Source organism: Nocardioides caldifontis (assembly GCF_008087345.1).
Taxonomy (GTDB): Bacteria; Actinomycetota; Actinomycetes; order Propionibacteriales; family Nocardioidaceae; genus Marmoricola_A; species Marmoricola_A caldifontis.
The window spans coordinates 536420-552854 of sequence record NZ_VHIB01000008.1 but is presented as its reverse complement, the minus strand read 5'-3'; the positions used below and the strand labels follow the sequence as shown (position 1 = coordinate 552854).

Genomic DNA, 16435 nt, shown 5'->3' with positions numbered 1-16435 from the left:
GGGCGAGCCTACCGAGGCCGGGTCCCGGACTCAGGGCCGGCGGAGCTCCGTGGACGCCGAGTTGTCGCTGCGGTCGGGGTCGGTGGAGCCTGGCAGCGAGACGGTCGCCGACACCCGCACGGACTCGCCGCGTGGCAACCGGCTCAGGTCGACCCCGAAGGTGGCGACCGAGGTCGAGCCGAGGCGCGAGCACCGCACGGTCCGGTGGCTGCCGTCGGTGTACCAGCACGCGGAGGGGATCCGGTCCAGCTCGACCCGGGAGTCGCTGAAGGAGAAATCGAGCTGGAACAGCGACTGCCAGTCGCCGATCGGGAGCCTCCGCACGACCGCGGTGACCCAGGCGTGGTCGCCGTGGACGTCCGCGCGGGAGAACGTCAGCGAGACGTCCCTGCCGTCGGGCTGCTCGGTGGGTTCCTCGGTGGGTTCCTCGGTGGGCTCCTCCGTCGGTTCCTCGGTGGGCTCCTCCGTTGGCTCTTCGGTGGGTTCCTCGGTGGGCTCCTCCGTTGGCTCTTCGGTGGGTTCCTCGGTCGGCTCCTGCGTCGGCTCTTCGGTGGGCTCCTCGGTCGGCTCTTCCGTCGGCTCCTGGGTGGGCTCCTGGGTGGGCTCCTCGGTGGGACCGCCGGGGGCTCCGGCCGGGGTGAAGGTGAAGACCCGGGTGTTGTCCTCGGGCTTGGGGTCCGTCCAGCCGTCGACCGCGACGCGGACGGTGAGCTCGTCGCGCTCGAGGTCGGCGGGGTACTGCAGCGGGATCACGCCCTCGAACGTGGGCGCCGCCAGCATCAGGACACCGGAGCGGGCCGCCCCCGTGCTCGTCACGCACACGGCGCGCGAGAGGTTCGGCTCCGTGACCGTGCAGCGGCCGTCGTTCGGGGCGAACGTCGTCGTCCCCGACTCCGAGTCCAGCCGGACCTCGACGGTGACCGGCTCGTCGGGGAGCTGGTCCACCCGCACGACCAGCGCGTCGTCGGAGACGTCGACGGAGGCGAGCGCCACGTCGCGGCTCGGCTGCCCGTCGGATCCGCGGTCCGGATCGCGGGCGGGGTCGTCCCCCGGGTCGGTCGTCTCGGAGGGCTCGGTCGCCGCCGGCGGCTCGACGACCGGCACCGTCGGCGACGCGCTCGGCGTCGCCGACGGGCTCGCCGTCAACGTCAACGCCTGGCTGGGCAGCACGCCTTCGGTGCTGGCCGGGGCGGTCGGGCCCTGCTGCCGCGGGAGCCGGGCGCCCGGGCTGCTGGTGGCGTCGGGGCCGGCGGTCGCGCCGGGGCTCTCGGTCGTGCCCACCTGCGGGTCGGCCGAGGTCTGGGGCTCGCCGCCGCCCTGGGAGACCGCCACCGCGACGACGGTGACCGCGGCGACGCTGGCGGCGGCGGTGCCGGCGGCGACCGGGCCCACGTTGGCGACGACGAAGTCCTTCGCGCGGTCGAAGAGCATGGTGACCCCGCCCGCGACGCCACCCGCGGCGCCGGTCGCGCTGAGGTAGCCGGCGGCGAGCCCGCCGAGGAGCAGCGGGGCGATGATCCCGGCGAGGTTCGAGTTGACCTCGGTGAGCTCGAGGTACATCGCGGTGCAGGAGCGGCACCCCTTGAGGTGCTCGTCGACCTTCGCGGTGTCCCGCCGGGAGAGCCCCTTGCGGACGTAGCCCCCGAGGTGCTCGGTGACCCACCGGCAGTCGTTCTCGGAGATCTCGGCGAGGTGGGCGGTGAGGAACGCCTGGCGCAGCCCCTCGCGCGCCCGGTAGGCGAGCGCCGACACCGAGTTGGCGGTCATCCCCAGCAGCGGAGCGATCTCGGCCGGCTTCTGCCCCTCGACCTCGAGGTGCCACAGCACCAGCTGCCACCGCTCCGGCAGGCTCGCGAAGGCGCGCGCCGCTGCGGAGCTCTCGAACTTCTCGACGGCGGTGTCCTGGAACGGAACCCCGGGGTCGAATTGCGACATGTCGTCGGAGGTGGTGAGCCGCGCCTGGGCGCGCATCCGGTCGACGTGCAGCCGGCGTACGGCGGTCAGCAGGTAGGCGCGGAACGCGACGTCCGGACCCCCGCCGCCCTGCAGGACCCCCATCACCTTGGCGAAGGCGTCGGAGACCAGGTCCTCGGCGTCCGGGCCGCGCAGCAGCTGGCGGGCGAGCCGCCGGGCGGCGTCGACGTGGCGGGCGAAGAGCGTGCCGTAGGCCTCGACGTCCCCGCCGCGGACGCGCGAGATCAGCTCCGCGTCGCTCGGAGCGTCGAGGTTGCTGAGCAGCTCGGTCATCTGCCTGACCAACGGGTGTCGGGGGGAAAGGTCATACCCGGGCGAATCCGCCCAGGCGAAACCTACCGTCGGGGCACGCTACCGCGCGAGAGCGAGCAGCACGGGCGGTTCTGCGGAACTGCCCCTACGACGTGCTCCGGGGGCTTCGCAGAACTTCCCGAAAAAACCTCGTGGAACCGCGTCACGACCTCCGAGGTGCCCCGTCTCCTCGTCAGCGGCAAGCAAGGACAACGCCGGTCGCGCCCTGGGAGGGCGGCCGGCAGGGACGAGGGAGGAGGACGTCGGATGCGCAGTGGTCGGACGTCGTTCTCCCGCCGGATCGCCGCTGACCTCCGTTGGTCGGGGCGGGAGCGCCGGGTCACCGAGTCGGAGCGGCAGTCACTGCCGCCCCGGTTCGACGCCGTCGCCGAGGCACTGGCCGCGGGGGAGAGTCCGGTGGCTGCGTGCGCAGTCGCGGGTCGCGCGCTGGCGTGGGACGGAGCCTCCCTGGGAGAGGCACTGTCCGGGCTGCGTGAGACCTGGGAGGCGCTGGGAGGCGCGGCTCCGGACTTCGCGGCGGTGGAGGCGCTGTCGGTGGCCTGGAGCGAGGCCACCTTGGAGTTCCTCCACGACGTGAGCTGTGAGGACCCGCTCACGGGGCTCGCGAGCCTTCCGCACCTGCGGACCCGGCTCAGCGAGGTCTACCGAGAGGCCGAGCGCCTCGGGACGTCGGTGCGACGTACCCATGCGCTCGTGGTGGTGCAGGTCGGTGGGAGCGCCGGAGGGGACGTTCCCACCGACGGCTTCACCCGGGCCCTCCGGCTCGCGGCGCTCGCGGACGCGCTGCGCACGGTGTTCGCCGGCGAGGAGGTCATCGCCGGTGGGGGCGCCGGTCGTGTGGTCGCACTCGTCCGCCGCACGCCCGAGCTGGGCGAGACGCTGACCCTGACCCGGCTGATGCTCGAGGACCTCGGCCTCTCCGGAGCCCGGCTGTGGCTCGAGGGGCTCCCCGACGGTGTCGACGCCGGGGTGCGCGCCCTCTCGGAGGTCGCTCGCTGAGCTGAGTCGACATTCCTGCACCTCTTGCCCACGCGCTTTACAAGTCCTATGGTCATGTAAACCGCGTCGAGGCGAGGAGTCCGTGATGACCTCAGCGAGCCCAACGACCGACGGCCAGGTGGCCGGTCCCGTGCAGTGGCGCGACCGCAAGCGCTACGCCTGGCTGCTCGGGGCGGTGATCCCCGCGGTGCCGTTCCTGGCCTGGGGGCTGGTCACCTGGACCGGCCTCGACGCCTTCTGGTTCTTCGGGCCGGTGTTCGTCTTCGTGCTCATCCCGCTCGTCGACCTGGTCGTGGGACGTGACCCGGACAACCCGCCCGACGAGGTCCTCGAGGCGCTCGAGGAGGACCGCTACTACCGCTGGGTGACCTACGCGTTCATCCCGGTGCAGTACCTCTGCCTGTTCTGGACCGCCTGGATGATCAGTCGGCCGCACCTCGACGTCGCCGACCGGGTCGGGCTCGCGGTCAACGCCGGCATCGTCGCCGGCATCGCGATCAACACCGCCCACGAGCTCGGCCACAAGCGCGAGTCCCACGAGCGGTGGTTCGCGCGGATCTGCCTGGCGCAGACCTTCTACGGCCACTTCTTCATCGAGCACAACCGCGGCCACCACGTCCGCGTCGCCACCCCGGAGGACCCGGCCAGCTCGCGCCTGGGGGAGAACGTCTGGGAGTTCCTGCCCAGGACCGTGGTCGGCTCGCTGCGCAGCGCCTGGGCGCTGGAGAGGCGCCGCCTGACCCGCAAGGGCGGCAACCACCTGACGCTCCGCAACGACGTCGTCAACGCCTGGGCGATGTCGGTCGTGCTCTGGGGCGGGCTGCTCGCGGTCTTCGGCCTCGGCCTGCTTCCCTACCTCGTGCTCCAGGCACTCGTCGGGATCTGGCTGCTGGAGTCGGTGAACTACCTCGAGCACTACGGGATGCGCCGCCAGCGGCTCGAGTCCGGGCGCTACGAGCGCGTCGACCCCTCGCACAGCTGGAACAGCAACAACATCGGGACCAACGTGCTGCTCTACCACCTGCAGCGGCACAGCGACCACCACGCCAACCCGACGCGGCGCTACCAGACGCTGCGGGACTTCCCCGAGTCGCCGGTGCTGCCCACCGGCTACGCCGGGATGATCGTGCTGACCTGGGTCCCCGCGGTCTGGCGCGCGGTCATGGATCCCAAGGTCGTGGCGCACTTCGACGGCGACGTGTCGCGGGCCAACCTCCACCCGCGGCGCGCGCAGCGCTACCTGTCCCGGCACTCCGCGGGCACCACCCGGCCCGCCGCCGCCTGAGGGGCCCCGGTGGCACGATTCGCCTGTCCCTCCTGCGGCTACGTGTACGACGAGGACCGGGGCGACCCGCGCGAGGGATGGCCGGCCGGCACGCCGTTCTCCGAGGTCGACCCGGACTGGCCCTGCCCCGACTGCGGCGTGCGCGAGCAGCAGGACTTCGAGCCGGCCTGACCGTCGGTCCCCGGCGGGCCCGGGAGCGGGTGAGACAGTGGGCGGGTGACCGAGCCCTTCCGCACGGCGGTGCGCACGATGCTCCGCGACCGGCTGCTCGACGCGGCCGCGGCGGTCTTCGCCGACCAGGGGTGGCGCAAGCTCACGATGGCCAAGGTCGCCGACCGCGCCGGCGTCAGCCGGCAGACCGTCTACAACGAGCTCGGCGGCAAGCAGCAGCTCGCCGAGCAGCTGGTGATGCGCGAGCTCGAGCGGTTCCTCGAGGTGGTGCGGACCCGGTTCGAGGCCGAGGACGCGCTGGTGCCCGCCGTACGGTCGGCGGTGGAGGGTGCGCTCGAAGGCGCCGGGCAGAACGCCCTGCTGCGCACCGTGCTGGAGAGCGGCCACAGCGGTGACAGCGACCTGCTGCCGTTCATCTTCCAGTCGCAGGACCTCGTGGTCGTCGCCACCGGGTTCCTCGAGCAGCTGGTCACCGAGAGGTTCCCCGACCTCCCGCTCCCCGCCGACGAGGTCCGCCTCGTCCTCGAGTCGGTCGTCCGGCTCGTGCTCAGCCACGTCACCACGCCGACCGGGCCACCGGACCGGACCGCGGCCTCCCTGGCGTCGCTGGTCGAGGCGGTGCTGGCCGGCGCGGGCGCCCGGCTTCCGTAGGCTGCTCGGCATGTGCGGTCGCTACGCCTCCAGCCGTCGCCCCGAGGACCTCGCCGAGGAGTTCGAGATCGACGAGGCGTCGGTCAAGGAGACCGTCGCCGAGCCGCTCGCGCCGGACTTCAACGTGGCCCCCACCAAGGAGGTCTACGCCGTCGTCACCCGGCCCCCGGCGGGGGAGCGCCCGGCGGAGGAGGCCCCCGGTGACCGCCAGCTCCGCGTGCTGCGGTGGGGGCTCGTCCCGTTCTGGGCCAAGGATCCCGCGATCGGCAACCGGATGATCAACGCCCGCATGGAGACCGTCCACGAGAAGCCGGCGTTCAAGCAGGCGTTCGCCAAGCGGCGCTGCCTGCTGCCGGCCGACGGCTACTTCGAGTGGTACGCGACCGAGCAGCGGACCAAGGCCGGCAAGCCGCTCAAGCAGCCGTTCTTCATCCGGCCCGAGGACGGCTCGGTCCTCGCGATGGCCGGGCTCTACGAGATCTGGCGCGACCCCACCCGCGACGACGACGACCCCCAGCGGTTCCGCTGGACCTGCACGGTGCTCACCACCTCCGCCGAGGACGAGGTAGGGCGCATCCACGACCGGATGCCGCTGCTGGTCGAGAAGGAGCGGTACGCCGCGTGGCTCGACCCGACCCCCCAGGAGCCCGAGGCGCTGCGCCGGCTGCTGGTCCCCGCGGCCCCCGGACGGCTCGAGGCCTTCCCGGTCTCCACGCAGGTCAACAACGTGCGCAACAACGGGCCCGAGCTGGTCGAGCCGATCCCGCTCGAGGAGACGCCGCTCGAGGACACCCCGTGACCGCCGTGCGCGCGGTCGACACCCCGCACGGCGAGGCGCGGCTGCACACCGACCGCTCCCGTCGGCCGCTGGCCACCCTGCTCCTCGGCCACGGCGCCGGAGGAGGGGTCGAGGCGCCCGACCTGGTGGCGCTCGCCGCCGAGCTCCCCCGCGAGGGGATCACGGTGATCCGGCTCGAGCAGCCGTGGCGGGTGGCCGGGAAGCGGCTCGCGCCGGCGCCGGCGGTGCTCGACGCCTGCCTCGTCTCCGCGGCCGACCAGCTCCGTCCCCGGACGCCCCTGGTGCTCGGCGGCCGGAGCGCGGGGGCGCGCAGCGCGGCGCGGACGGCGTACCACCTGGGAGCCTCGGGGGTGCTCGCGCTCGCCTTCCCGCTGCACCCGCCGGGCAAGCCCGACCGGTCGCGGCTCGACGAGCTCACCGCCGTGACGGTCCCGACGCTGGTCGTGCAGGGGGAGAACGACCCGTTCGGCCGGCCCGAGGAGTTCCCGGAGCGGCAGCCGCTCGTGGTGGTCCCGGCCGCGGACCACTCCTTCAAGGTCCCGAAGCGCAGCGGGCTCGACGCCGCGGACGTGGCCGGGATCATCGTCGAGGCGACGCTGGAGTTCGTCGTCCGCGACGTCGCCGGGAATCGTCGCGGCGCCGAGGGTGTTGTGCCCTGACGAGAGCGTCGGGTCCGTCCGGCGCGCGGACGTCGGAGGGCGAGCGTGACGGCAACGGTGGCAGCACCCGTAGCCCGGCCCACCCGGAGCTCGGACGGGCTGCCTCGTCGGGTCCTGCCGGTAGGCTGGCGGACGATGACAGACGACCAGAAGCCCGGTGCGGTCGCCGTCGGTGAGACGCCGGCGGGATCCACGGAGCCGGAGACGGCCGAGCAGCGCACGCTCAGGTTCGAGCGCGACGCGCTGCCGTTCCTCGACCAGCTCTACTCCGCGGCCATGCGCATGACCCGCAACCCGGCGGACGCCGAGGACCTGGTGCAGGAGACCTTCGCGAAGGCCTACGCCTCCTTCCACCAGTTCAAGGAGGGCACCAACCTCAAGGCGTGGCTCTACCGGATCCTGACCAACACGTTCATCAACAGCTACCGCAAGAAGCAGCGCGAGCCGCAGCCGTCGCTGGCCGAGGACGTCGAGGACTGGCAGCTCGCGCGGGCCGAGTCCCACACCTCGAGCGGGCTGAAGTCCGCGGAGGCCGAGGCGCTCGAGCGGCTCCCCGACAGCGACGTCAAGGAGGCGCTGTCGAAGCTGCCCGAGGACTTCCGGCTCGCGGTCTACCTCGCCGACGTGGAGGGGTTCCCCTACAAGGAGATCGCCGAGATCATGGACACGCCGATCGGCACCGTGATGTCCCGGCTTCACCGCGGCCGTCGGCAGCTGAGGTCCATGCTCACCGACTACGCACGGGAGCGCGGCATGCGAGTCGACTCGACCAGCTCGGGGGCGAAGTCATGACCGAGCAGCAGCCCTCGGGGACCGACTGCGCCACGGCCCTGGCCAACATGTTCTTCTTCCTCGACCACGAGCTCGCCAAGGCCGACGAGGACGAGATCCAGCGCCACCTCGCGGACTGCACGCCCTGCCTCCGCAAGTACGACCTCGAGCGGACCGTCAAGACGCTCGTCGCGCGCTCGTGCACCGAGCGGGCCCCGGAGGCGCTGCGCGAGCGGGTGCTGGTGCAGATCCGCCAGGTGCACATCGAGATCACCGAGCGCCCCGGCACCTGAGCTCCGGTCGGCTCGGGTCGGGAAATGCGAACGACCCCGGGCCGTGCGGCGCGGGGTCGTGCGGGTACCTCGTCAGGCGTTGGGACGCTTGCCGTGGTTGGCGCCCTTCTTCTTGCGAGCGCGGCGCTTGCGACCGGTCTTGCCCATCAGGTGCTCCTTCTCCGGACTTTCGAGACTGGGGACAACTGACCCATCCTCTCAAACCCGGCGACGCATCCCTAATCGCGGGCTGGCCGGCGCCCGGGTCGGGGCCTCACCCGCCCTCGGCAGCGCCCTTGCGCAGCCGCCCGAGGAACCGCTCGCGGTCCACGACCACCCGGGTCACCTCGCCGTGGCCGACGACGGCGTCTGCCGAGTCGACGGCGACCACCTCGAACCGGAGCAGCCGGCCGTCCCGGTGCGTGACCGTGGCGGTGACCCGCACCTCCTGGCCCACGGCGCTGGCGGTCCGGTGCTCCAGGGCCACCCGGGTGCCGACCGAGGTGCTGCTCGCGTCGAGCTCGTCCGCCACGGCCGCGCAGGTCGCCGCCTCGGCCCACGCGAGCAGCCGTGGCGTGCCCAGCACCGGCAGGTCGCCCGAGCCCACCGCCGCCGCGGTGTCGCCCTCGCCGACGGTGAACCGGAGGGTCGTGCTCCCGGCCATGCTCAGATCCCGAAGGTGTTGCGGGGGTAGGTGGCGTTGACGTCGGTGATCACGTTGACGAGGTAGGGCACCCCCGAGGCGAAGGCCCGGTCGAGCGCGGGGCCGATCTCCTTCGGGTCGGTGACCATCTCGCCGCCACCGCCGAGCGTCGTGACGATCTCGTCGTAGCGGGTCCGCGGAGCGAGGTCGGCGATCACGTCGTAGCCGTAGAGCATCTGCATGGGCCCCTTCTCCAGGGCCCACGCCGAGTTGTTGCCGCAGACCATGACCACCGGCAGCCGGTGGCGGACCAGCGTGTCGACGTCCATCAGCGACATCCCGGCCGCGCCGTCGCCGAGGAGCAGGACCACCTGGGACGAGGGGCGGCTCAGCCGGGCCGCGATCGCGGCGCCCATCCCGGCGCCGAGGCAGCCGTACGGGCCCGGGTCGAGCCAGCCGCCCGGGCGCGCCGGCTCGACGTACTTGCCCGCGAACGACACGAAGTCGCCGCCGTCGCCGATCACGACCGCATCCTCCGCGAGCCGCGGCAGCAGCTCGCCGTAGATCCGGGCCGGGTGGATCGGGTCGGCCTCCGCGGTGAGCAGCGCCCGGTCGCGCTCCGCGGCCGCTGCGACGGCGGACTGCAGGTCGGTGACCCAGCCGGACCAGTCGGGCTTGCGGAGCTGCTGCTGGAGCGCGGCGAGCACCCCCTCGAGCACCGCGGTCAGGTCGCCGGAGACCGACGCGGCGAGGTCGGCGTGGCCGGCAATCCCGTCGGCGGCGTCGGCGACGTGGACGACCCGCGCGGGAGCAGCGCCGTCCTTGCCGCCGAAGGAGCCGTAGGAGAGCCGGAAGTCCAGCGGGGTGCCGACGACCACGACCAGGTCGGCGGTGCCGAGCGCCTTGCCGCGCGCCTTGGTGACCAGCAGCGGGTGGCCGCCGGGGACGACCCCGCGCCCCATGCCGTTGGTGATCGCCGGGAGGCCGGCCTCCTCGACCAGCCGCAGGGCTGCCTCCTCGGCGCCGTCGGCCCACACGTCGCTGCCGAGCACCAGCACCGGCCGGGCGGCCTGCGAGAGGAGCTCGGCGACCTCCTGGACCGCCTCGTCGTCGGGAGCCACCCGCTCGATCCCGGAGTACGTCGGACGCGAGACCGCCCGGGTCTCGAAGAACACGTCCATCGGCACGTCGAGGTAGGCCGGGCCCCGGTGCGGCGAGCGGGCCACCCTGAACGCGTGGTCGACCTCGGCGGCGACGTCGGCGGCGTCGTGCACGGTGCGCGCCGACTTGGTGACGGGGGAGACCAGCGGCAGGTGGTCGATCTCCTGCAGGCTGCCCGAGCCCCACCGGTTGTCCGGGGCGCGGCCGCCGACGACCACGAGTGGGGCCCCGGAGAAGTACGCCTGGGTGATCGGGCTGATGCCGTTGGTGACGCCCGGCCCGGCGGTCAGCACCGCCAGCCCCGGGGTGCGGGTCAGCTTGCCGACCGCCTCGGCCGCGAAGACCGCGGTCTGCTCGTGGCGCACGTCGAGGAGCCGCATCGGGGGATCGGCGTGCACCGCTCCGTCGTACATCGGGAACACGTGGGCCCCCGACAGCGTGAACATGGTGTCGACGCCGTGGGAGGCGGCGACGGCGACGGCGTGGGCGCCGCTGTGGGCCTCCACCGTCCCCTCCTCGGCGGGGGTGGCGGACGGCTGCTCCGGGGTCGCGGTGTCGGTCATGGCAGGCAACCTACCTGCGGGTACCCACCGCCCGCCGCCCGCCTACGCTGGCCCGGTGGCGACACTGAGCGGCCTGGCCCGGGCCCACACCGCGCTCTCCGACGAGGACGTCGCCTGGCTGCACCTGCTCGTCGCCGACTGGCAGATCATCGCCGACCTCTCCTTCGCCGACCTCGTCCTGTGGCTCCCGGCCAGCGACGGCAGCGGCTTCTGGGCCGCCGCGCAGATGCGCCCCACCACCGGCCCGACCGCCCACGTCGACGACCTGGTGGGCAGCTTCCTGCCGCGGGGGCAGCGGGCCCTGATCGACACCGCCCTGCGCGAGCAGCGGGTGGTCCGGGACGGCGACCCGGAGTGGCGCGACGCGGTGCCGGTGCGGGTCGAGGCGATCCCGGTGTGCCGCCAGGGGCGGGCGCTCGCGGTGATCGCCCGCAACACCAACCTGCTCGGCGTGCGCACCCCGTCGCGCCTCGAGCTGGCCTACCTCCAGACCGCCGCGGACCTCACCCAGATGATCAGCCGCGGCCAGTTCCCCTACCCCGGCCAGCGCTCCGACCACACCGACTCCCCGCGGGTGGGCGACGGCTTCGTCCGGGTCGACGCCGGGGGCACGGTGACCTACGCCAGCCCCAACGCGCTCTCGGTCTACCGGCGGCTCGGGCTGACCACCGACCTCGCCGGCCTCGACCTCGCGTCCACCACCCGCGCGCTGATCCCGGCGGCGCAACGCACCGACGAGGAGACCCTCAGCGCGGTGCTGGGCGGGCGGGTGCCGCGGGACACCGAGATGGGCGACGGCTCCACGGTGGTCATCGCGCGGACGGTGCCGTTGCGCTCGGACGACGACCACATCGGGGCGCTCGTGCTGCTCCGCGACGTCACCGACCTGCGCAGCCGGGACCGGGAGCTGGTCACCAAGGACGCCACGATCCGCGAGATCCACCACCGGGTGAAGAACAACCTGCAGACCGTCGCGGCGCTGCTGCGGCTCCAGGCCCGGCGGCTGACCGCGCCCGAGGCCCGCACCGCGCTCGAGGAGGCGGTACGCCGGGTCGGGTCGATCGCCCTCGTCCACGAGACGCTGAGCCAGTCGATCGACGAGTCGGTCGACTTCGACGAGATCGCCGACCGGCTGCGGCTGATGGTGGTCGACGTGGGGTCGACCGCCGAGGCGCCCTCGTCGGCCCGGATCGGCAGCTTCGGCGTGGTGCCGGGGGAGGTGGCCACCCCGCTGGCGATGGTGCTGACCGAGCTTCTCCAGAACGCCACCGAGCACGCCTTCGACGCAGGTCCGGGCCACATCACGGTGACCGCCCGGCGCACGGGCCCGGAGGGGGAGCGGCTCGAGGTCGAGGTCATCGACGACGGGCGGGGGCTGCCGCCCGGGTTCGACGTCCTCAGCTCGGACAGCCTCGGGCTCGCGATCGTCCGGACGCTCGTGGAGAGCGAGCTCGGGGGGCGGATCGCGCTGGGGCCGGCCGAGCCGACCGGGACCCGGGCCGTGCTCGACGTACCGCTGGGGTGAGGGGGGTCAGGCGGTGCGCACCCGCTGGCGGGCGTTGCGTCGCTTGAGCGCCCGGCGCTCGTCCTCGCTGAGGCCGCCCCACACGCCGTGGTCCTGGCCTGCCTCGAGCGCCCAGGCGAGGCACTGCTCGCGCACCTCGCACCGACGGCACACCTGCTTGGCCTCCTCGATCTGGAGGATGGCCGGACCGGTGTTGCCGATCGGGAAGAACAGCTCCGGGTCCTCTTCGAGGCACGCGGAACGGTGGCGCCAATCCATGGCGGAATGCTCCTTCTCTGGTCCGTTCGAGCCGACCCGTGAACGTCGGCCACGGACATGCCCTTCGAGCGACGTCCTTGTGAAACGTCGCGCGAACCCCCGATTGTCCCGCGCACCGGCGGCTGGTTGGAGGGTCGACTGGTCGGGCCTGCGAGGCCTCGAGGGCGTGCACCCTCGACCAGCGACTCGGTCGATGTTGTCAACTTCGTGGTCGAGGATCAATACCCCGTCCTGGTCACTTTCATCACAACGGGATCCGCGGCGTTTCTCCCCGCCGACCGCCGAAGGGGTGTCCCACCCCCGTACGATCGATCGACGTGACCTCTGCGCCCACCTCGAGAGACCCCCGGCACCGGGTCCCCGCCCCCCTGGCCGTCGCCGTCTCCCTGGTCGCCGTCGAGGCGGTGGTCTACTTCCTCTTCGGCATCGTCGAGGCCAGCCAGGCCCGCGGCGAGGCGCTGGCGCTGGCGGTGACCGCGACCCTCTTCTTCGTGCTCTGGGGCGCCGGCCTGGGCTTCTGCGCCTGGAACCTCTGGCGGCTCGCCTCCTGGGCCCGGGCCCCCGTCGTGCTCGCCCAGCTGATCCAGGTGATGGTCGGAGCGAGCTTCTGGGGCGGGAACACCACCGTGGTGGCCGTCGTCGCGATCGCCGTGGCGGTCGTGGCCCTCGCCGGGATCTTCCACCCGCAGTCACTGGCCGCCCTCGAGCCCTCGGAGGAGTGAGGGCGCCGGCGCTCAGGCGTCGACGCCCGTGGGCTGCTCCTCCAGGGCCTTGCGCAGGTCGGACAGGGTCCGGCTGAGCAGCCGGGAGACGTGCATCTGGGAGATGCCGAGCTCCTCGGCGATCTGCGACTGGGTCATGTTGCGGAAGAACCGCAGCAGCAGGATCCGCTTCGCCCGGGCGTCGAGCTTGTCGAGCAGCGGCTTGACCGTCTCGCGGTCCACCACGGCGTCGAGCGCGTCGTCGTAGTCGCCGAGCTGCTCGATGACGGCGCCGACCTCGCCGCTGGGGTCCGGGGCGTCGAGCGAGAGCGGGGAGTAGGCGTTCGCCGACTCCAGCCCCTCGAGGATCTCCTCCTCGCTCATCCCGGCCCGCTGCGCGAGCTCGGCCACCGTCGGCGAGCGGCCCAGCTCCTGGCCGAGGTCGCTGACGGCCTGGTTGATCACCGCCTGGATCTCCTGCAGCCGGCGCGGGACCCGGATGGTCCAGCCGCGGTCGCGGAAGTGGCGCTTGATCTCCCCGACGATCGTCGGGGTGGCGTAGGTCGAGAACGCGACCCCGCGCTCGAGGTCGAACCGGTCGATCGCCTTGATCAGCCCGATCGTCGCCACCTGGACCAGGTCCTCGTGCGGCTCGCCGCGGTTGCCGAAGCGGCGGGCGAGGTACTCGGCGAGCGGCAGGTGGAGCTCGACGAGCTCGCTGCGCACGCGCGCCGCCTCGGACTCGCTGTCGGCGCCCTGCATCGCGGCGAACAGGGCGGCCGTGCGGCTGTGCAGGTCGGGCTCGGCCTGCTCGACGATCTCGGTCTCCGGCTCGGCGCCGGCGTCCGGGGTGCCGGCGCGGGTGTCGTCTGCGGGGCTCACGGGTGGCGACCTGCGCTCCGCGAGAGGGTGAGCGCCAGCCGGTCGCCGTCGACCGAGGAGCTGACCTGGGTGGTCAGGGCAGAGAGCACCCGCCACGCGAAGCCGTGCTCGGCCGGCGGGCGCGGGTTGTCACAGGAGGTGGCCACCGCGACCGTCATCATCGCCTCGCCGAGCCAGAACCGGCACTGCAGCTCGGCGCCCGCCCGCGACTGCGGCAGCAGGATCGCGCAGGCCTCGTCGACGGCGATGCGCAGGTCCTCGATGTCGTCGAGGGTGAAGTTGATGCGGGCCGCCAGCCCGGCCGTCGCCGTGCGCAGCACGGCGAGGTAGGCGCTGTCGGCCGGCAGCCGGAGCTCGGCGTCCGGGGCGGTGTCGTCGATCAAGGGGTGCTCCCGTGACAGGCGGCGGGGGCCCGCCGATCTCCCGGCGCGCCCCCGACCGTCGTGGTGGTCAGGCCTTCTTGGTCTCGTGGAAGATCTCCGCGATCTCGTCGATCTTCGCGATCAGCTCGTCGGCCTTGGCCGCGTCGAACGTGGCCTTGTTGGCGGTGCCGCCGGCCAGCTTGGTGGCCTCGTTGAACAGCTGGTGGAGCTGGGGGTACTTCTCGAAGTGCGGCGGCTTGAAGTAGTCGGTCCACAGCACCCAGAGGTGCTCCTTGACCAGCTGCGCCCGCTGCTCCTTGATCATGATCGCGCGGGTGCGGAAGTCGGGGTCGTCGTTCTCCGCGACCTTGCCGATGATGGCCTTGATCGACTCCGCCTCGTAGCGGGCCTGGTTGGGGTCGTAGACACCGCAGGGCAGGTCGCAGTGGGCGTGGACGTCGATCGTCGGTGCGAACAGTCGCCGGATCATCCAGGGTCCTTTCGTCGTTCCTTGAGGGCCGAGCCCGGTCGGTTCGCGGCGGTGGTGCCGCCCGCGGCCGTCCGCTCGGGGAGTGCGTCAGGGTGGTGCGGTCCGATCGACTGCGACACTACTCCGTGACCGCGTCCACCGGGGAGCCACCCGGTGCACCATCCCCCGCGGCGAGGAGGTCTAACGTGCGGCGCTCGGCACGCCCGCCCCGCCGGCCGGGGCTCGCCGTGGTCCGGGGCCGCTCGATGGAGCCCACGCTGCACGACGGCGACCGACTGCTCTGCCTCCACGGTGCCCGTCCCAGGACCGGCCGCCTGGCCGTCGTACGGCTGAGGACGGAGGAGGGCCCCGTGCTCGCGGTCAAGCGGGTCACCGCCCGGGTGGACGAGGGCTGGTGGGTCGAGCGCGACAACCCACGGGTCGGCGTGGACTCCTGGCGGGTCGGTGCCGTGGCCGACGAGGACGTCGTGGCGCTGGTGCTGCTGCGGGTCTGGCCGCCGCGGCGTCGGCGGAGCCGCGCGGCTCCCTGACCCGGTGTGACGGTGTGACGGCGGCCACCCGGGCGGCCCGGCGAGCGCTCCGGTCCGCTGTGCGAGACTGACAGCCGGTCAGACCCGACGGGGTCGGTGCCAGGTGATCCCAGGCCCGGAGCCCCGGTGCAGCGCCACCGCGCACGTCGGACCGTCTCCGCCACGCTCCCGACCGAAAGACGCCGCATGTCCGTCCAGCCCCCGCCCGCCGACGCCGGTCACCCGCGCGCCGGCACCCCGGTCTTCGACCTGCACCTCGGCGGCAAGATGGAGATCGTCTCGACGGTAGCCCTCGACGACCGCGACGACCTGTCGCTCGCCTACACGCCGGGCGTCGCGCTCGTCTGCGAGGCGATCGCCGCCGAGCCGGAGCTGTCCCGCGACTACACCTGGGTGTCGAACACCGTCGCGATCGTCACCGACGGCACCGCGGTGCTCGGGCTGGGGGACATCGGCCCGTCGGCCGCGATGCCGGTGATGGAGGGCAAGGCCGTGCTCTTCAAGCAGTTCGGCGGCGTCGACGGCGTGCCGATCTGCCTGGACACCACCGACACCGACGAGATCATCGACACCGTCGCCCGGCTGGCGCCGAGCTTCGGCGGGATCAACCTCGAGGACATCTCCGCGCCCCGCTGCTTCGAGATCGAGGACCGGCTCAAGGAGCGGCTCGACATCCCGGTCTTCCACGACGACCAGCACGGCACGGCGGTCGTCGCCCTCGCAGCCCTCGAGGGCGCGCTCAAGCTCACCGGCCGCGACCACGCCTCGACCCGCGTGGTCATCTCCGGTGCCGGGGCCGCGGGCGTCGCCGTCGCCAAGATCCTGCTGGCCGCCGGGATCAAGGACCTCGCGGTCACCGACCGCAAGGGCGTCCTGCACTCCTCCCGCCACGACCTCACCCCGGTGAAGCGGGCGCTGGCCGCCCAGACCGCCGACGTGACCGGCCGCAAGGGGAGCCTCGCGGAGGCGCTGGTCGGCGCGGACGTCTACATCGGCGTCTCCGGCGGCACCGTCCCCGAGGAGCACGTCGCCGCGATGGCCGACGACGCGATCATCTTCGGGCTGGCGAACCCGACCCCCGAGGTGCTCCCGGAGGTGGCCCACCGGCACGCCCGGGTCGTCGCCACCGGCCGGTCGGACTTCCCCAACCAGATCAACAACGTGCTGGCGTTCCCCGGCATCTTCCGCGGGGCCCTCGACGTCCGCGCCTCGGCGATCACCGAGGGGATGAAGCTGGCAGCCGCGAACGCGCTCGCCGGGCTCGTCGGCGACGAGCTGCGGGAGGACTACATCGTCCCGTCGCCGTTCGACGAGCGGGTCGGTCCGGCCGTCGCGGAGGCGGTCGCCGAGGCGGCCCGGCGCGACGGGGTCGCCCGGCGCTGAGGCCGCGGCCTGCGGGCTGCGGGCCGCGGGCTGCGGGCTGCTGG

20 protein-coding genes are annotated in these 16435 nt (G+C 73.2%); 12 read left to right on the top strand and 8 right to left on the bottom strand.

Annotation, left to right across the window (positions count from 1 at the left end; translation table 11 throughout):
* Window positions 1-30: 30 nt before the first annotated feature.
* The gene (locus FIP57_RS16910; RefSeq protein ID WP_148574674.1) at window positions 31-2247 is read right to left on the bottom strand and encodes a sigma-70 family RNA polymerase sigma factor; all 2217 of its coding nucleotides are present in this window, start codon (window positions 2245-2247) and stop codon (window positions 31-33) included.
* A gap of 285 nt (window positions 2248-2532) precedes the next feature.
* On the opposite strand from FIP57_RS16910, the gene FIP57_RS16905 reads away from it, so the two are divergent.
* The 8 genes from FIP57_RS16905 (at window position 2533) to rsrA (ending at window position 7914) form a co-directional block, all read left to right on the top strand.
* Entirely contained in the window at window positions 2533-3285 is a 753-nt protein-coding gene (locus tag FIP57_RS16905) for a hypothetical protein (RefSeq protein WP_148574673.1), read from the top strand.
* Window positions 3286-3370: 85 nt separating this feature from the next.
* Window positions 3371-4570, top strand: coding sequence for an alkane 1-monooxygenase (locus tag FIP57_RS16900; protein WP_238993536.1), 1200 nt, complete (start codon window positions 3371-3373; stop codon window positions 4568-4570).
* Window positions 4571-4579: 9 nt separating this feature from the next.
* Window positions 4580-4741, top strand: coding sequence for a rubredoxin (locus FIP57_RS24125; RefSeq protein ID WP_238993535.1), 162 nt, complete (start codon window positions 4580-4582; stop codon window positions 4739-4741).
* Window positions 4742-4786: 45 nt separating this feature from the next.
* On the top strand, window positions 4787-5392 hold the full coding sequence (locus FIP57_RS16895) for a TetR/AcrR family transcriptional regulator (protein WP_148574672.1): 606 nt from the start codon (window positions 4787-4789) through the stop codon (window positions 5390-5392).
* A 10-nt stretch (window positions 5393-5402) separates the two neighbouring features.
* On the top strand, window positions 5403-6191 hold the full coding sequence (locus FIP57_RS16890) for an SOS response-associated peptidase (RefSeq protein ID WP_148574671.1): 789 nt from the start codon (window positions 5403-5405) through the stop codon (window positions 6189-6191).
* Window positions 6188-6850, top strand: coding sequence for an alpha/beta hydrolase family protein (locus tag FIP57_RS16885; RefSeq protein ID WP_148574670.1), 663 nt, complete (start codon window positions 6188-6190; stop codon window positions 6848-6850). Before FIP57_RS16890 ends, FIP57_RS16885 begins: the two co-directional genes overlap by 4 nt.
* Window positions 6851-6985: 135 nt before the next feature.
* Window positions 6986-7642 (top strand): sigma-70 family RNA polymerase sigma factor, encoded by a 657-nt coding sequence (locus tag FIP57_RS16880; protein ID WP_148574669.1) that lies wholly within the window; start codon window positions 6986-6988, stop codon window positions 7640-7642.
* Complete coding sequence (gene rsrA / locus FIP57_RS16875) at window positions 7639-7914, top strand: mycothiol system anti-sigma-R factor (protein WP_148574668.1); 276 nt, start codon at window positions 7639-7641, stop codon at window positions 7912-7914. The genes FIP57_RS16880 and rsrA overlap by 4 nt, the downstream gene beginning before the upstream one ends.
* Window positions 7915-7986: 72 nt before the next feature.
* Here rsrA and FIP57_RS24530 read toward each other — a convergent pair whose 3' ends face one another.
* From FIP57_RS24530 to FIP57_RS16865, 3 genes are all read right to left on the bottom strand, one after another.
* Window positions 7987-8061, bottom strand: a complete 75-nt coding sequence (locus FIP57_RS24530; RefSeq protein WP_369759046.1) for a 50S ribosomal protein bL37 — start codon at window positions 8059-8061, stop codon at window positions 7987-7989.
* A 106-nt stretch (window positions 8062-8167) separates the two neighbouring features.
* On the bottom strand, window positions 8168-8557 hold the full coding sequence (locus FIP57_RS16870; RefSeq protein ID WP_148574667.1) for a thioesterase family protein: 390 nt from the start codon (window positions 8555-8557) through the stop codon (window positions 8168-8170).
* 2 nt (window positions 8558-8559) lie between these two features.
* Complete coding sequence (locus FIP57_RS16865; RefSeq protein WP_148574666.1) at window positions 8560-10260, bottom strand: acetolactate synthase; 1701 nt, start codon at window positions 10258-10260, stop codon at window positions 8560-8562.
* 55 nt (window positions 10261-10315) lie between these two features.
* Between FIP57_RS16865 and FIP57_RS16860 the strand changes: the two genes are divergently transcribed.
* Complete coding sequence (locus FIP57_RS16860; protein ID WP_148574665.1) at window positions 10316-11785, top strand: sensor histidine kinase; 1470 nt, start codon at window positions 10316-10318, stop codon at window positions 11783-11785.
* Between the two features lie 6 nt (window positions 11786-11791).
* Here FIP57_RS16860 and FIP57_RS16855 read toward each other — a convergent pair whose 3' ends face one another.
* On the bottom strand, window positions 11792-12043 hold the full coding sequence (locus FIP57_RS16855) for a WhiB family transcriptional regulator (RefSeq protein WP_148574664.1): 252 nt from the start codon (window positions 12041-12043) through the stop codon (window positions 11792-11794).
* A gap of 317 nt (window positions 12044-12360) precedes the next feature.
* On the opposite strand from FIP57_RS16855, the gene FIP57_RS16850 reads away from it, so the two are divergent.
* Window positions 12361-12765 carry a hypothetical protein gene (locus FIP57_RS16850; RefSeq protein WP_148574663.1) on the top strand — a complete coding sequence of 135 codons (405 nt, stop codon included), beginning with the start codon at window positions 12361-12363 and terminating at the stop codon, window positions 12763-12765.
* A 12-nt stretch (window positions 12766-12777) separates the two neighbouring features.
* On the opposite strand, the gene FIP57_RS16845 is transcribed toward FIP57_RS16850, so the two are convergent.
* The 3 genes from FIP57_RS16845 to sodN all read right to left on the bottom strand — a co-directional run bounded on the left by FIP57_RS16845 (window position 12778) and on the right by sodN (window position 14478).
* A complete protein-coding gene (locus FIP57_RS16845; protein ID WP_238993534.1) occupies window positions 12778-13626 on the bottom strand; it encodes an RNA polymerase sigma factor SigF in 849 nt (282 codons plus the stop codon).
* Window positions 13623-14009 carry an ATP-binding protein gene (locus tag FIP57_RS16840; protein WP_148574662.1) on the bottom strand — a complete coding sequence of 129 codons (387 nt, stop codon included), beginning with the start codon at window positions 14007-14009 and terminating at the stop codon, window positions 13623-13625. The genes FIP57_RS16845 and FIP57_RS16840 overlap by 4 nt, the downstream gene beginning before the upstream one ends.
* 67 nt (window positions 14010-14076) lie before the next feature.
* The gene (gene sodN, locus FIP57_RS16835) at window positions 14077-14478 is read right to left on the bottom strand and encodes a superoxide dismutase, Ni (protein WP_148574661.1); all 402 of its coding nucleotides are present in this window, start codon (window positions 14476-14478) and stop codon (window positions 14077-14079) included.
* 185 nt (window positions 14479-14663) lie between these two features.
* On the opposite strand from sodN, the gene FIP57_RS16830 reads away from it, so the two are divergent.
* Both FIP57_RS16830 and FIP57_RS16825 read left to right on the top strand, forming a co-directional pair.
* Window positions 14664-15008, top strand: coding sequence for a S24 family peptidase (locus FIP57_RS16830; RefSeq protein WP_238993533.1), 345 nt, complete (start codon window positions 14664-14666; stop codon window positions 15006-15008).
* 186 nt (window positions 15009-15194) lie between these two features.
* Window positions 15195-16391, top strand: coding sequence for an NAD(P)-dependent malic enzyme (locus tag FIP57_RS16825; protein ID WP_148574660.1), 1197 nt, complete (start codon window positions 15195-15197; stop codon window positions 16389-16391).
* Window positions 16392-16435 lie beyond the last annotated feature (44 nt).

What these genes read in the sequence shown, in the direction of transcription:
- FIP57_RS16910 (WP_148574674.1), bottom strand. Translation starts at nt 2,247, where the DNA reads ATGACCGAGCTGCTCAGCAACCTCGACGCTCCGAGCGACGCGGAGCTG.
- FIP57_RS16905 (WP_148574673.1), top strand. Translation starts at nt 2,533, where the DNA reads ATGCGCAGTGGTCGGACGTCGTTCTCCCGCCGGATCGCCGCTGACCTC.
- FIP57_RS16900 (WP_238993536.1), top strand. Translation starts at nt 3,371, where the DNA reads ATGACCTCAGCGAGCCCAACGACCGACGGCCAGGTGGCCGGTCCCGTG.
- FIP57_RS16890 (WP_148574671.1), top strand. Translation starts at nt 5,403, where the DNA reads ATGTGCGGTCGCTACGCCTCCAGCCGTCGCCCCGAGGACCTCGCCGAG.
- FIP57_RS16880 (WP_148574669.1), top strand. Translation starts at nt 6,986, where the DNA reads ATGACAGACGACCAGAAGCCCGGTGCGGTCGCCGTCGGTGAGACGCCG.
- rsrA (WP_148574668.1), top strand. Translation starts at nt 7,639, where the DNA reads ATGACCGAGCAGCAGCCCTCGGGGACCGACTGCGCCACGGCCCTGGCC.
- FIP57_RS16870 (WP_148574667.1), bottom strand. Translation starts at nt 8,557, where the DNA reads ATGGCCGGGAGCACGACCCTCCGGTTCACCGTCGGCGAGGGCGACACC.
- FIP57_RS16865 (WP_148574666.1), bottom strand. Translation starts at nt 10,260, where the DNA reads ATGACCGACACCGCGACCCCGGAGCAGCCGTCCGCCACCCCCGCCGAG.
- FIP57_RS16855 (WP_148574664.1), bottom strand. Translation starts at nt 12,043, where the DNA reads ATGGATTGGCGCCACCGTTCCGCGTGCCTCGAAGAGGACCCGGAGCTG.
- sodN (WP_148574661.1), bottom strand. Translation starts at nt 14,478, where the DNA reads ATGATCCGGCGACTGTTCGCACCGACGATCGACGTCCACGCCCACTGC.
- FIP57_RS16825 (WP_148574660.1), top strand. Translation starts at nt 15,195, where the DNA reads ATGTCCGTCCAGCCCCCGCCCGCCGACGCCGGTCACCCGCGCGCCGGC.